The sequence below is a fragment of the Bacillus spizizenii TU-B-10 genome (assembly GCF_000227465.1).
GTDB classification, from domain to species: Bacteria; Bacillota; Bacilli; order Bacillales; family Bacillaceae; genus Bacillus; species Bacillus spizizenii.
Genome location: NC_016047.1, coordinates 1509368 through 1523640 on the forward strand (window position 1 = coordinate 1509368; position 14273 = coordinate 1523640).

The 14273-nt window shown below is 42.4% G+C and carries 11 protein-coding genes and 1 pseudogene; 6 read left to right on the forward strand and 6 right to left on the reverse strand.

From position 1 onward, the window contains the following. Complete coding sequence (locus tag GYO_RS29585) at positions 1 to 813, reverse strand: metallophosphoesterase (protein WP_014113556.1); 813 nt, start codon at positions 811 to 813, stop codon at positions 1 to 3. A 197-nt stretch (positions 814 to 1010) separates the two neighbouring features. On the opposite strand from GYO_RS29585, the gene GYO_RS29590 reads away from it, so the two are divergent. After that, positions 1011 to 2705 (forward strand): DUF6044 family protein, encoded by a 1695-nt coding sequence (locus GYO_RS29590; RefSeq protein WP_014113557.1) that lies wholly within the window; start codon positions 1011 to 1013, stop codon positions 2703 to 2705. Positions 2706 to 2717: 12 nt separating this feature from the next. After that, a complete protein-coding gene (locus GYO_RS29595) occupies positions 2718 to 3731 on the forward strand; it encodes a glycosyltransferase family 2 protein (protein WP_014113558.1) in 1014 nt (337 codons plus the stop codon). Between the two features lie 130 nt (positions 3732 to 3861). On the opposite strand, the gene GYO_RS29600 is transcribed toward GYO_RS29595, so the two are convergent. The 3 genes from GYO_RS29600 to GYO_RS29610 all read right to left on the reverse strand — a co-directional run bounded on the left by GYO_RS29600 (position 3862) and on the right by GYO_RS29610 (position 9076). Further along, a complete protein-coding gene (locus GYO_RS29600) occupies positions 3862 to 5697 on the reverse strand; it encodes a DNA ligase D (RefSeq protein ID WP_041520931.1) in 1836 nt (611 codons plus the stop codon). A gap of 3 nt (positions 5698 to 5700) precedes the next feature. Beyond that, the gene (ku, locus tag GYO_RS29605) at positions 5701 to 6585 is read right to left on the reverse strand and encodes a non-homologous end joining protein Ku (RefSeq protein ID WP_014113560.1); all 885 of its coding nucleotides are present in this window, start codon (positions 6583 to 6585) and stop codon (positions 5701 to 5703) included. Positions 6586 to 6673: 88 nt separating this feature from the next. Next, positions 6674 to 9076: an EAL domain-containing protein gene (locus GYO_RS29610; RefSeq protein WP_041520932.1), complete on the reverse strand. Its 2403-nt coding sequence runs from the start codon at positions 9074 to 9076 to the stop codon at positions 6674 to 6676. A 179-nt stretch (positions 9077 to 9255) separates the two neighbouring features. Here GYO_RS29610 and GYO_RS29615 point away from each other — a divergent pair. The 4 genes and pseudogenes from GYO_RS29615 (at position 9256) to GYO_RS29630 (ending at position 13138) form a co-directional block, all read left to right on the forward strand. Continuing rightward, positions 9256 to 9922: pseudogene (locus GYO_RS29615) on the forward strand (DedA family protein). 259 nt (positions 9923 to 10181) lie between these two features. Then, entirely contained in the window at positions 10182 to 10976 is a 795-nt protein-coding gene (locus GYO_RS29620; protein ID WP_041521158.1) for a TerC family protein, read from the forward strand. A gap of 264 nt (positions 10977 to 11240) precedes the next feature. Further along, positions 11241 to 11996, forward strand: coding sequence for an RNA polymerase sigma factor SigI (sigI, locus tag GYO_RS29625; protein ID WP_014113564.1), 756 nt, complete (start codon positions 11241 to 11243; stop codon positions 11994 to 11996). Continuing rightward, positions 11993 to 13138, forward strand: a complete 1146-nt coding sequence (locus GYO_RS29630) for an anti-sigma-I factor RsgI family protein (protein ID WP_014113565.1) — start codon at positions 11993 to 11995, stop codon at positions 13136 to 13138. Before sigI ends, GYO_RS29630 begins: the two co-directional genes overlap by 4 nt. Positions 13139 to 13148: 10 nt before the next feature. Here GYO_RS29630 and sspD read toward each other — a convergent pair whose 3' ends face one another. Beyond that, positions 13149 to 13343 carry an acid-soluble spore protein SspD gene (gene sspD / locus GYO_RS29635; protein ID WP_003218568.1) on the reverse strand — a complete coding sequence of 65 codons (195 nt, stop codon included), beginning with the start codon at positions 13341 to 13343 and terminating at the stop codon, positions 13149 to 13151. Between the two features lie 131 nt (positions 13344 to 13474). Next, complete coding sequence (gene htpK / locus GYO_RS29640) at positions 13475 to 14176, reverse strand: transcriptional regulator HtpK (protein ID WP_014113566.1); 702 nt, start codon at positions 14174 to 14176, stop codon at positions 13475 to 13477. Positions 14177 to 14273: the final 97 nt, after the last annotated feature.

The following is a 14273-nucleotide window of genomic DNA, read 5'->3' on the forward strand; positions in this document are numbered from 1 at the left end:
TTATATCTGATGAAATGTCACTTCAGGGCGGCTACCGACACGGATATTTACACCGGTTTGTCCCAAGCCTTCGCTGATATAAAACGGTTTATCATGGTGATAATGAAGGCCTTTAACCATGTTCATGCGCACAAGCTTGCCCATTTTCGCCAAATGGTACGGTTTTGGCCAGTGAATTTGCCCGCCGTGAAAATGGCCTGAAAGCAGGTAATCATAATGAACATCTTTCATATCCAGAATAATGTTTGGGTCGTGTGTTAATACAAGATGGTAGCCGTTTTCTAGATTTTGATAAGAGCCGGTAATATTACTGCGATTCGTGCTGTAATCATCAATGCCGATAATATTGACAGGCCCTGCAGCCGTCTCGATTTGAACATGTTCATTTTGCAGTGTGATACAGCCGTTTTCCTCTAAAACATGCTTCAAACTCTGAAAGTCCTTTTCTTTCAATACATAATCGTGGTTACCGAAAACCGCGTACATTCCATATGCAGGCTTCAGCTTTTGCAATGCGTTCAAGTAACCTGCCAGCTTCGGGATATTACGTTTCCGATCTAGAAAATCCCCGGTAAGGGCGATGATGTCCACAGGCTGGTCCTTTGTTAAATGATATAGCTCTTCAGGTGAAACAGAAATGTTTTCTAAGTGAAGATCTGATAAATGAAGGATATTTAATTTTTTTCTGGCTGAAAGGCCGTCTTTTTGATCGATTGAAATGGTGTTGACCTTTACATCTTTTGTATTGCGGTTCGCTTTATATATAAATGGCACAGATACGAGTATGGCCAATGAAAGTAAGATTGTAAACAAAATATATCCCCTCCCCACCTATCAGTATAGTAAGTAATCGAGCCTTATGGATAGCGGGAATTAATGGGTAAGAGACAGGTTGAAAAACGGATTGTCATCTGATGAATGTTTTGGAAAGGAAAAGGGATAATAAATTTTGACACATGAGGCAGAACATGCCGGATATGGTGTCAGAATAACAGATGGATGTGTAAGCGATGTTACGATTAATGAGACAACACAAAAAAGAAACATATTATCTCTGGATCGCATTATTTCTCCTTTTGCTGTATGTATCCCCGCTTTTTATTTTAAAGGAAGATGCCCATATTCGCGTCCACGACAATTTAGATTCCAATATCGCTTGGTACAAGGTACTGGCTGATAGCGGAGAAATCATTGGCAAGGTTGACGCGGCCATTCCGCAAATCATTAACGGGCTGCCGCGGGATGCCTTTGGCACTGAGTTGAGCGGAATTGTTTGGCTGCACGCTTTCTTTTCTTCCATGACCGCCTATGCAATAAGCCAGACGATTACAAGGGTTGTCGCTTTTTTTGGAATGTATATGCTGCTGAAGAAACATGTAATTCCGGAGCCAAAAGCGGCTTTCATCCGGATAGGCGTATCACTGGCCTTTGCCTTAACACCTTTTTGGCCTTCGGGAATGCTAAGTACGCTTGGATATCCTTTGGCACTGTGGGCTTTTTTAAATATCCGAAAAGGGGATATCTCTTGGAGAGAGTGGCTGACGCTCGGGTTGCTTCCTTTATATTCAAGCTTTGTCTTAGGCTTCTTCTTTTTCTTGGCAGGAATGGCGTGTTTTTGGCTGTATGATGCCATCACAAATAGAAGATGGAACCTGATTTTTTTAGGCAGTATTGCATTTATGACGAGTATTTATCTTTTCGTTGAATATCGGCTTGTCTATTCGATGCTGTTCTCGCACGCACCGATGCATCGGATTGAATTTATTTCATCAAGGCATGACGTTTGGCATTCTCTCCGTCTATCCGTCAAAAACTTTGTCTATGGGCATAATCATGTGATGACCGTTCATACCGTTGTCATCCTTCCGATCCTGCTGCTCGTATTTGCAGCTGTACTGTTCAAGCGAAACCGGACAAAGTTAGAACATGTTTATCTGTTTTTATGTGTGCTTAATTACGGACTGTCATTATGGTATGCATTTTGGTTCAACAAAATATGGGCGGTGCCAAAGCAGAAATTTGCCTTTTTAGCCGAATTTAATTTTGCCCGTTTTCATTTTCTGCGGCCGCTTGTCATATACGTAAGCTTTGCGCTTGCTTTGTATCTCATTTGGCGGATGGGAAGAGGATGGAAATGGCTTGTATATGCTGCGGTTGCTGCTCAGCTGATGGTGTTGGCGCCTTTTAATGAAGAATATACGTATGGCGTTCACTACAATGCGCCGACATTCCGGGAGTTTTATGCATCCGAGCAATTCAAAGAGATTAAGGAATATATCGGGCGTCCTCAAGATTCGTACAGGGTGGCAAGCATCGGACTGCATCCGTCTATTGCCCAATATAACGGGTTTTACACGTTAGATACGTATAACAATCTATACCCGCTCTCATATAAATATGAATTTAGGAAAATCATTGAAAAAGAGCTGGAAAAAAACGCTCGGCTGAAACAATATTTCGATGAATGGGGCAGCCGCTGCTATCTTTTCGTTGATGAACTCGGGAAACGATATGATTTCAAAAAGAACTCGAAGAAAACGATTAACAATCTTCAATTAAATACAGATGTATTTAAAAAAATGGGCGGGCGTTATATTTTTTCTTCAGTTCCGATCAAGAATGCTGAGCAAAACCATCTTGCGCTCGTTAAGACGTTTGACCATAAAGATTCTGCCTGGCGCATTTATTTATATGAAACAAGATAAGGAGGATATCGATTGAAACAGTCACAGCCAGTATTAACCATCGTCGTTCCGTGTTTCAATGAAGAGGAAGTGTTTCAAGAGACAAGCCGTCAGCTGACAGAGGTTGTAGACAGCTTAATTGAAGAGAAGTTAATCGATGAAGACAGTAAAATTCTGTTTGTCGATGATGGCAGCAAAGACCGCACCTGGGCCTTGATTGCTATGGAGAGCATAAGAAACAAGAAGGTTACGGGCTTAAAATTAGCCTGCAATGTCGGACACCAAAAAGCGCTTTTAGCCGGGCTGCATAAAGCGAAGAACAGGTCAGACTGCGTCATTTCGATTGATGCTGATCTTCAGGACGACATCTCTGTGATCCGGGATTTTATGCTGAAATATCATGAGGGCTGCGAAATCGTTTACGGTGTCCGCCGCAGCAGAAAAACTGATACCTTTTTTAAACGTACGACCGCTTTAGGGTTTTATCGCCTCATGAATAAGCTTGGGATTAAATTAATTTATAATCATGCTGATTTTCGTTTAATGAATAAAAGATCGCTTGAAGAGCTCGCTCGTTATCCGGAAGCGAATCTGTTTTTAAGAGGCATTGTTCCCATGATCGGCTTTAGATCAGCCGAAGTCTTGTATGACCGTAAGGAACGCTTTGCCGGCAAAACGAAATATCCGCTGAAAAAAATGCTATCATTCGCTTTTAACGGGATTACATCATTCAGTGTCGCGCCGATCCGATTCTTTACGATTTTAGGTTTTGTTTTATTTTTCTTCAGCGCTGTGGCAGGAGTTGGCGCATTTATACAAAAGCTGCTAGGCCATACAAATGCAGGATGGGCGTCGCTCATCATTTCCATTTGGTTTTTGGGCGGGCTGCAACTAATGGGAATCGGGATCATCGGAGAGTATATTGGAACGATTTTTTCTGAGGTGAAAAGACGGCCGAAATATGCGGTTGATATCGATTTATATAATGAGCCGCTAAGCCCGCTCCAGCGCCAGGAAAAAGAGCGGTTAGAAAAAAAGTACAGTTGAATGGAAAGAGCTGACTTCATTAGTCAGCTCTTTCAGCGTGCCCGACAAACTTTACTTTTGATACAACGTACTTGAATGATAGGTGGCTAATGACTCGCCTAAACGGCACTTCCATCACATCTGGTGAAAGTCAGCTCTTTTTCTTCAACTGATGTAAAATGGCGTTAAGAGGTTCGTCTTGCGGGTTACGGTAAAAATCAAAAAATGGGCAGCCCTGCTTCTTAATCCGATCAACGACGGTGTCAATTGTAAACATAGCGGGTGTCAAGGAGGTTTGTACCTCGTGCCAATAGAGCGGTGCCGCGACAGTGCCAAGGTCATTCCCTCTTGTCGAATAAGGACAAATAATCGTTTTTCCTTCTGCATGCTGCAAATAATCAAGATACAATTTGCCGTGCCTGTTTTTAATCAAGCGTTCAGTGGTAAATAGCTCGGGAAATGCATTGGTGCAGTACTCAGCGATCAGCTGTGTAAACTGGCGTGTTTCTTCATACGTAAATGCCTCAGGGGACAAGGGAATATAAAGCTGGATGCCCTTGTTGCCGGACAGCTTTGGAAACGATGTGATGCCGAAGGAGTCAAACAGCCGCTTCAACTCATTTGCAGCCTGTACAGCCATGAGAAAGTCATCTCGTGAAGGCGGGTCCAAATCAATCACAATCTCAGCCGGACGCCTGCTTTGAATGGTTTGAAAAGGGACATGAAACTCCAAAGCAAGCTGGTTGGCAAGCCATAATAAAGTGGACATATCCTCGCAGACAATATGTTCATGGCTTCCGTCATAGAAAGATTGAACAAAATCCGGCGCATAGTCCGGCTTGTTTTTTTGGAAAAACGATTCGCTCCTTGAGCCATGCGGATAGCGGATGACCGTGACAGCACGGTTTTTCAGAAATGGGAACAGGTAGTCACTGACTTCAATCATATACTGAATAAAATCTTCTTTAGTTTTTTTATTCTTTTCAAATATGATTTTATCCAGGCTTGTGAACTGAAGCTTTGGATGGACCGATTTGGAGTGGCGTATGACTTGCGCATAAGTACATTCGGTCCAGTCCATATGGAATTCAAAACCGACAAACGATACCTCTCTCAATGTGCCTTGGAGAATCGTTAAGTATTGAACGGTTGCACAAATCGATGGTTCAAGCGTAAATTCGCCTGAAGATGTTTTATGTCCGTGCTGTTCCATAATCTCACGTATGGCGTTTTTTTCCTCATCACGCATTCCGTGTGAGACAGAGGCAATCGGTGTCATTACGCCGTTTTTTAACACAGACACCGTCAGAAATCCATTGTTTGGGTTGAACCCTGTTATACAAACATAAGCTTGTTTAAAGTTTTTATATTTGAGCCAATCGGACGACCGCTTTCTTTCAAGCCATTTGCTGTTTGTTTTCTTCGCTACGATTCCTTCTCCGTCAAATTTCGTAACCATTCTCCAAAGCGGATCAAAATGATCATAGCATGGGATATATTGGATAGTTTCCTTAGCATAAGGGTCTGGAGAAGCAGGAAGCTTTGCCGCAGACATGAGATCGTACAGCGATTTTTTCCGGTCCAGATACGAAAGAGGCGAAATATCTTCTCCGCGGCGCTCTAACAGATCAAAGGCGAGAAAGCAACACGGACGCGCGTTTGCCGATTCCTGAATCTTATCTGGTCTTTTCAAACGTCCCCGCACCTGAATGTGTTCAAAATCTGAACGGCAAGGGTTCACCAAACAGACGATTTCGCCATCAAGTGTCAGCGGAAGATCTTTTTCCATATGCAAAAAGGCGGTTTTGGCGAATTGCGTGATTTCAGGAAAGCTACTGTTAAGCTCCAAGCCATTTCTGCTGGTTAAGGTCACACCTGCTGAATGGATGCGGAGAATACAGCGGTACCCGTCATATTTTACTTCGTAGCGCCATTCTGCTCCTATTGGCGGTGACGAAGTAAGGACGGGCTGCATGGTGAACGCCATGGGCTATGACGTGCCGGAGGCTTTTTTTCTAGTCGTTTTTCGTTTTTTATCTCCGGCTCCTTTCGGTTCAGCGTTTTGTGCTGGTGCGGCTGCCGGGGTTTCCCGGTTCGGCTTTCTGGTGCGGTCAATGCTGGCTTGCAAGGCGCTGACCAGGTCAATGACATCTTCACGAGGAGGCGCTTTATCAGGAGTGACGGCTGTTTCTTTATTTTCAAGCTTGTCGTTGACTCTTTGCAGCAGGGCGTGCCGGTACGTGTCCTCATATTTCTCAGGCTCAAACTCAGCCGTCAGCTCGTCTATTAATGTGATAGCGGTTTGCAGTTCCTTCTCGTTTACATTCGATTGATCCGGTACACCTGGGACATGGGCAGCGCTTCTGACCTCATCCGGATAATGGATAGACTCCATCACGATACAGTTTTCATAAACGCGTAGAATGGCTAGCTGCTGCTTCGACCTGATTGTCATATTGGCGATGCCGATCTTTCCGGTTGAGCGCAGCGCCTCACGCAGCAGGGTATAAGCTTTTGTGCCGTTATCCCCGGGTCCGACAAAGTAGGAGCGGTTAAAATAAATCGGGTCAATTTCCTGAAGCTGAACAAAATCAACAATCTCAACCGCTTTCTCCTCATGCTCCCGCTTTAAGCTTTTTAAATCTTCGTCTGTCAGCACCACATATTTTCCTTTTACATATTCATATCCCTTCACAATTTCATCTGGACCGAGTGTTTTTTCGCAATTCGTGCAAATCTTTTCGTATTTGATTGGCGCGTGATCCTCTTTATGAAGGCTGCGCAGCTTAATGTCTTTATCTTCTGTGGCCGCATAAAGCTTGATGGGGATGTTTACTAATCCAAAACTGATCGATCCCTTCCACATTGTATGCATATCGATAAACCCCTTTTTTTCTTTAGTGTGAAGAGGAGGAGTATGATTCATGTGTAGTAACTTATGGGTGAAAAAACAGCCATCGCTGTTATTGCGACGGCTGTTCGAGAATTAATTGTTCGAGTTGTTCCGGCGGTATCGGCCTGCTGAAAAAGAAGCCTTGTAAATGGTCACAGCCTTTTTCGTAAAGAAGCTGTTTTTGAGCGGAATTTTCCACGCCTTCAGCAATCACCTGCAAAGACAGCTGATGTCCCATGGCAATAATGGCCCCGGTAATTTGCTCTGATTTCGGATGGGTCTGAATATCGTCGATAAATGATTTGTCGATTTTCAGCCTGTGAATCGGAAAGTCCTTCAAATAGCTAAGGGAGCTGTGTCCCGTTCCAAAATCGTCAATACTGATTCTGATGCCTAATTCCGTTAAAGATGACAAAACCTTCTTGGAGTGATCGAGATTGTCCATTGTCATGCTTTCTGTCACTTCCACTTCAAGAAGCTGCGGAGGGAGCTGGTATTTATCAAGCGCGTCCTTGATCAGGGGAATCAGATCTTCAGATTGAAATTGTCTTGCGGAAATATTAATGGCGACAGAAAGGTCATAGCCTTTGTCATACCAAACCCTTGCCTGCTTGCATGCTTCATCTACAATCCACTTCCCGATATCAATAATGAGACCCGTTTCTTCAGCAACACCGATGAATTCTCCGGGCGGACACAGCTGCCCATCGGGTGTGACAAGGCGTATCAGCGCTTCTGCACCTGTCATTTTTTGATTTTTTGCACTGAATTGCGGCTGATAATGCAAGACAAATCTATTGTTATCGATTGCTTCTCTTAGTACCATTTCTTGGTTAAGCTTAACGGTTTCTTTGTTGCCGATCGAAAAAGAATAGTATCTGTATTTGCTTTTGTTTCGTTCTTTAGCGGCATACATCGCCATATCAGCCTTTTTCATCAATTCAAGACCATCCGTCCCGTCTTTCGGTGATATCGCAATCCCGATACTGACAGATATAACAAGCGTGTGATCCTGGATTTTAAATGGTTTTTTGAATTTTTGGATAATTTTTCTTGCTAAAACATCTGCTTCTCCTGTTCTGGTATTGGCGTCCGTCAAAATAATAATAAATTCATCACCACCAAGACGGGCGATAAATCCATTATCAGGGACAACAGATGACAGACGTCTGCCTGCCAGCTGGAGCAGCTGATCGCCGACATTATGTCCTAATGCATCGTTAATCACTTTAAACCGGTTTAAGTCCAGAAAGAATACAACTGTGCTATTGTTCAACGTATGCTCGCGATTCATCACCGCTGTTAAGTGTGAAATGGCATGTCGTCTGTTGGGTAAATCTGTAAGTGAATCATAATGAGCCATTCTATGGATTTCTTTTTCTGCCCTGTGCTGCTTTGTCATGTCCTTGCAAATGACATAAATGCTGTCCAGCTCTTGATTCACCTCAACGGGTATGAGCGTAATATTTAAGTGAAACTGGCCTTTTTCAGTGATAAGATCGCTATCACTGTTAATGGCTTGTTTTTCTTTTTTGACTTGCTCAAAAAGGCGATTAATCTTCTTTGATGTATAATGTCTCCAATCGTGCATGCTAAAGCCAAATTTTCTGATCATGTCTTCACCAGCATGATTGGATGATATAATGTCTCCATCTAATGACAAAATAAAAATCGCATCAATATTGTGGACGATTAAAGACTGAAACCTCTGTTCGTTATCCTTTATGCGTTCGCTCTGTTTAATAAACTTTCGGTCCGCATGGGAACTGAATAATAATAGCGTTTGTATACAGAAAACGATTAACGTAACAAAAATCGACCAATGAAACGTTTGCACCTCCATATGGCTTCCGGGCGGTCCCATGTCCTCGTGGAAAGATGCCGCAAGCATCCCTGTATAGTGCATGCCTGAAATCCCGATACCCATGACAAACGAACTGATGACTTTATAAAACATAAGATGATCAGAATGTTTTTTTAAGGCCAAGTCAAAGAATATTTTTAACGAGACGAAAGATGCCGCAATCGCAATGATAATGGAAACTGTAAAAAGAATCGGTTCGTACATAATCATTACCCGGGAAATGGCAGACATTCCGATATAGTGCATTGATGCTATAGATGCGCCAAGCACAACTGATCCAGTAAGCAGTCTGTAATATGTAAGAATGTTCCGGCTGACAAAATATAATGACACAAATGATCCGGAAACAGTTGCGCCAATGGATGCAATTAAAGGCATGAATTCATATTGCATCGGCATCTCCATATGGACGGCCATCATCCCTACAAAATGCATTGACCAAATACCGAATCCCATAATAAGTGAGCCGGCGATCAGCCAAACTATGCTTTTTAAACCTGTGTTGATAGTGACTTTCCTTGACAGTTCAAGGGAAATGTACGATGCGGCACAGGCAATAAGAATAGATAAACATATGAGCGTTGTATTATATGTAACGTGTATTTCCAAATGGAGATTCCCCCCGTGTCGTGAGTTCCAGTCTTGTTGACCTTCTTTATTATCGGCTGCTTAACCGCAGAGTTCCAGCCTTTAAGACCATAGAAATAAGGTAAGATCTATTTTTAGTTCAGCTGACCGTGAAAAATGTGTTAAAATCATGTTGACGTTTGCCGAAAAAACAAAAATGCATTATACATAAATATGGGAAAAGGGGAAGTGATGGCTATCGAAGAGCTGGTTATGTCATGGATAGAAGCATTTAAAAGCTTATCTTATTTTGGAATATTTCTAGCGCTCTGCATTGAGTTTATCCCTGCTGAAATCGTCCTGCCGCTTGCGGGCTATTGGGTATCTAAAGGTGATATGACACTTTTTGGCGCTGTTTTGGCAGGATCACTTGGAGGAGTGGCCGGCCCGCTTACGCTGTATTGGATAGGCCGGTACGGAGGAAGGCCGTTTCTTGAACGTTTCGGGAAGTATCTCTTTATTAAGCCTGAAGCGCTTGATAAGTCTGATGAATTTTTCAAAAAGCATGGGGGATTTGTAGCCTTCAGCGGCCGTTTCTTGCCAGGCATCCGGACATTGATCTCCATACCGTGCGGAATTGCAAAAATGAACGTTTGGGTGTTTTCGTTTTATACGTTCATCGCCATGCTGCCGATTACATTTGTATATGTTTATCTCGGTGTGAAACTCGGTGAAAATTGGAAGGAAGTCGGCTCTATTCTCGATCAATATATGCTTCCCATCGGGATAGCGATTTTGGCACTGTTCCTGCTCTATATGCTGATAAAAAAGAGGAAGAAACGCACCCATTCCGAACAATTATCTGTATTTTTTAAAAATAAACGTTGACAAAGTATCGCGCTGCGCATATCATTGACGTATAATATCATATTTCTTGAAATCCCAAAGGGGAGTAGCGTCCGGAATGTTTTCCGGAAACAAAGTCGTCATTTCATGGATTGCGATATCCATCGGCTTTGTTGGCATGCCTGAATTCATGTCTAGCAAGACCTTTGCCTTATGTCGGCAAAGGTCTTTTTTGCATGGTCCGGCCGGCATAAGATCGGATGAAGAGAAAGAAAACAACTTTTTTGGGAGGGTATCATTTATGGATGCAGCATTATTATTAGAGTATGGTTGGGTTCTTCTCGTCTTGATCGGGCTGGAAGGGATTTTAGCCGCCGATAACGCGCTGGTTATGGCGGTAATGGTAAAACATTTGCCGGAGGAAAAACGAAAAAAGGCGTTATTTTACGGGTTGGCAGGGGCTTTTGTTCTGCGGTTTGGCTCTTTATTCGCGATTTCTTTTTTAGTCAACGTATGGCAGGTTCAAGCGATTGGCGCGATCTACTTGCTGTATATCTCAGCAAGCCATTTATTAAAAAGATATGTATTTAAGAAAGAAGACACGCATAAAGAGACAAAGCAAAGCGGTTTTTGGCCGACTGTTTTAAAAGTTGAATTGGCAGATATCGCGTTTGCGGTTGATTCTATCTTAGCGGCAGTCGCGTTGGCAGTTACGCTTCCTGGAACATCGCTTCCGAAGATCGGCGGACTTGACGGAGGACAATTTCTCGTTATTTTGGCCGGAGGTATCATCGGCCTGGTGATTATGCGGTTTGCCGCTTCAATGTTTGTTAAGCTATTAAAGGAACGTCCAAGCCTAGAAACAGCAGCCTTTGTGATTGTCGGCTGGGTCGGAGTGAAGCTTGCTTTATATACACTTGCCCATCACGACATAGCGGTTGTTTCTGAGCACTTTATCCATTCTGGAACATGGAAGCTCATCTTCTGGGGTGTTTTAGCGGCAATCGCGGTTTGCGGCTGGTTCATGTCAGGTGGAAAAAAACAGCCGGAGGGCGCACAAAACGAACAAAAAAACAGCAGCCGGGAACGGGCGTAATCTGAAAGACTCTGCTTAAAAAGCAGAGTCTTTTCATGTTTAAAACGTTTTCATGAACGAAATAAAATAACATTTTTATAACAGCTTTGTTACAAAAAACACGGATAAAACCCCCTTAATTCTCTAGAAAGGCACGAAATCATGTATAGTACGTCAGAATGGTTTGTCACAATTGAGACATTGGAAATCAATATTTCTTTTTCTCCTTTGCGAATCCCTATCAAATTAGCTATCATTAATGAGTAGTTATAGGGAGGAACTGAGGTGAAACCAGTGCTTAGCCTTTTGTTTAAATTGGGAAAAAAGAAGCAAACGCTTGAAAAAACTGTTGAAAGTATACAAAAAGGCAATAAAGATCTTCAAAATGAATTAATACAGCAATATAAGCCATTTATCGCAAAGACGGTTTCATCCGTTTGTAAACGATATATAGATGAAAAAGACGATGAGTTCAGCATCGGACTGATCGCGTTTAATGAAGCTATTGAAAAATACTCACCTGAAAAAGGCAATTCTCTGCTCGCATTTGCTGAGCTAATCATAAAAAGAAAAGTCATTGATTACATCAGAAAAGAAGCCAGAAGCGCACAAAATATAAATATCGATTTACAGGAAGGAGACGATCAGGAGTCATCACAAAGCCTGATTGAAGCCGAGCTTTCTATTGATGAATACCGCCGTCAGATTGAGCAGGAGCAGAGGCGGGAGGAAATCATCTATTTTCAGAAGCAGCTCAAAGATTATGGTTTATCGTTTAAAGAACTGCTTGAAAACTCTCCAAAGCATTCGGACGCTAGGCAAAACGCCATAAAGGTGGCAATGACCCTTGTTGAACATGAAGAGTTGGCCGCTATCCTGTATACAAAGAAACAGCTTCCGGTGAAACAGCTAGAACAGCTTGTCTCTGTAAGCCGAAAAACGATTGAGAGAAACAGAAAATATATTATTGCGATGTGTATTATCATTACGGGTGATTATATTTATTTAAAAGATTATCTTAAAGGGGTGCTGCACTCATGAGAAGAGGGATTATAGTAGAGAAAAATAGAAAATTCGTCACGTTGCTGACCCCTGACGGACAATTTTTAAAAGCCAAAAATGATCGCCGCAGCTATGAAATTGGAGAAGAAATCATGCTTCCGAGTGAATCACGCATGGGCAGAAGGGCCAGCTTTTTTGATTTTTTAAAACTGCGCCCTTTCAAAATGGGGATTGTTACGATGACTGCTATTATGCTTTTTATTTTTATAGTTCTCCCTGTTTTTTCTAATAATAAGGCCTATGCGTATATGACAATCGATATCAATCCAAGCTTCGAAATGGCGTTAAACAGCGATTACGAAGTGATTGAACTGACTCCTCTAAATGATGAGGGAAAGAAAGTCGTGAATGATATAGATGATTGGGAGAAGACTGATTTTAAACAGGTGATTGACGATATTATAACCGACTGCAGTGAGCACGGGTATGTAAAGAAATCGAAAGAAATATTGATTTCCACTGTTTATGAAAATACGGAAGACAATACATATAAAAAAGCTGTGAAAAAACAGCTGAATGATGTGACGGAAAAATATAAAACGACATACCGCATGGAATCTCTCGAGTCAGATATGCAGACGAGGGAAAAAGCGAAAAAGAAAGGCGTTTCAACAGGCAGCTACATCAAATCAAATGAAAAAAATGACACTAAAGAGTCAAAAGATGACTCCAGCAATCCATCCGGGGAAGAGGATCAAAAGAATACCGGAAATGAGGATGAAAATATCGATCCAACTGACGCCCAGGACGGCAAGCAAGGAGATAATGAACAGCTGGATGATACGGATTCCGGAGACCAGAAAGAAGATAAAACGGATGAACAGACTGATGATAGTGACAAAGATCAGAATGTAAAGGAATCAGATGAAAACACAAATGCCGAAAAAGATGGGGATCATGAGCAAACCCCAATACAAGATCCTCAAGATAAAGGAAATGAAGACAGCCGCACTGATAAGGGGCAAAGCCAATATCACAGGGACTGGAATAACGGTGAACAAGGCAGAAATCGTTCTTCGTCCAGCAGGGATAACGCTTCTGACCGCCGTAATCCAAACGGCTACAGCAGTGATAATAATTCAGCTCAAACTGAAGATTCGCCGAGTGACCCCGGCGAATAAAGACCTGAATTTATTTAGTTGTGCCATTTAATTGTGATTGTGCTTGCTGCACCAGCCGCTTTGTCATTTCCCCGCCTACAGAGCCGTTAGCGCGTGCGACTGTATCAGAACCAAGGTTCACACCGAATTCTTGAGCCACTTCGAGTTTAAATTGGTCTAGTGCCTGCTCCACCCCTGGAACAACGAGTTTATTTCTGCTCGCCATCTTTTTCATCTCCTTTTTCTATAAAGAAATTCTTAACGCGTACTTAGTTTGAAATGTACGGGGGTTATTTATGCTGGCAATTGTTGTGGAGAATAAGAAACCCCCGGCCTCTAAGCCGGGGGTGACGCAGACTATATAATGTCTGCTGTCATTTTATGTGCGGTTGCCTGAATATGGAACGTCAAAATGGAGAGGACTGTAATGGCGATAATCTGTCTGATTTTAAGCCATTGGCTGTCATTCAGTTCTTCAAAACGGTGGCGGAGACGCTCTGTCTCCTGTTCGACGATCTCCTGCAGATTCGATTCTTTCATAGAAGGCGTGTCTTGGTGATGAACGGCATCAAGCACATATGCACAGCTTTCATAATAAGCAATCGGGCTGATGACATCATCGGATCTGTCTGAGATTGTGTTAAAGGCCACTTTTAAAATAGCCCGTATGTGTTCAAAGTCATAAATGGATTTTAAATCACGTACAATTAAAAGAATGACTGCCTGTTCAACTGAGTATTTTTTGCCCAGCTCAGGGTGTCCGATCAAATCCTTAATATCACGCTTTACCCAGTTTTGAATTGCAGTTGACTTTAACGAAGTCAGCTCACATAGGTTGCCAAGCTCTACGATTTCGTTTGTAGAGAGACCGTATTCTTTTCTCTGCTTTTTTCGTTCGTATCTTGTAAGAAATTCAGGAATTTCAAGATGATTGGCTGCTTTTTCTGCTGACATGTTTGCTGATTGGATGAGAATGTCGAGCGGGCTTATTTCTCCTTTCCCTTTTAGGGAATAGAGCAGCCGCACCATATCGGTTCGAGTGAGTTTAAAAATGTTCATTGTTCACCTCTTTAAAACAATTTGACGCGGATATAAGTCTATGTATGAATTTAAAATTGAAGCGTCAGCAATTACATTAACATCATACGTCGAATTC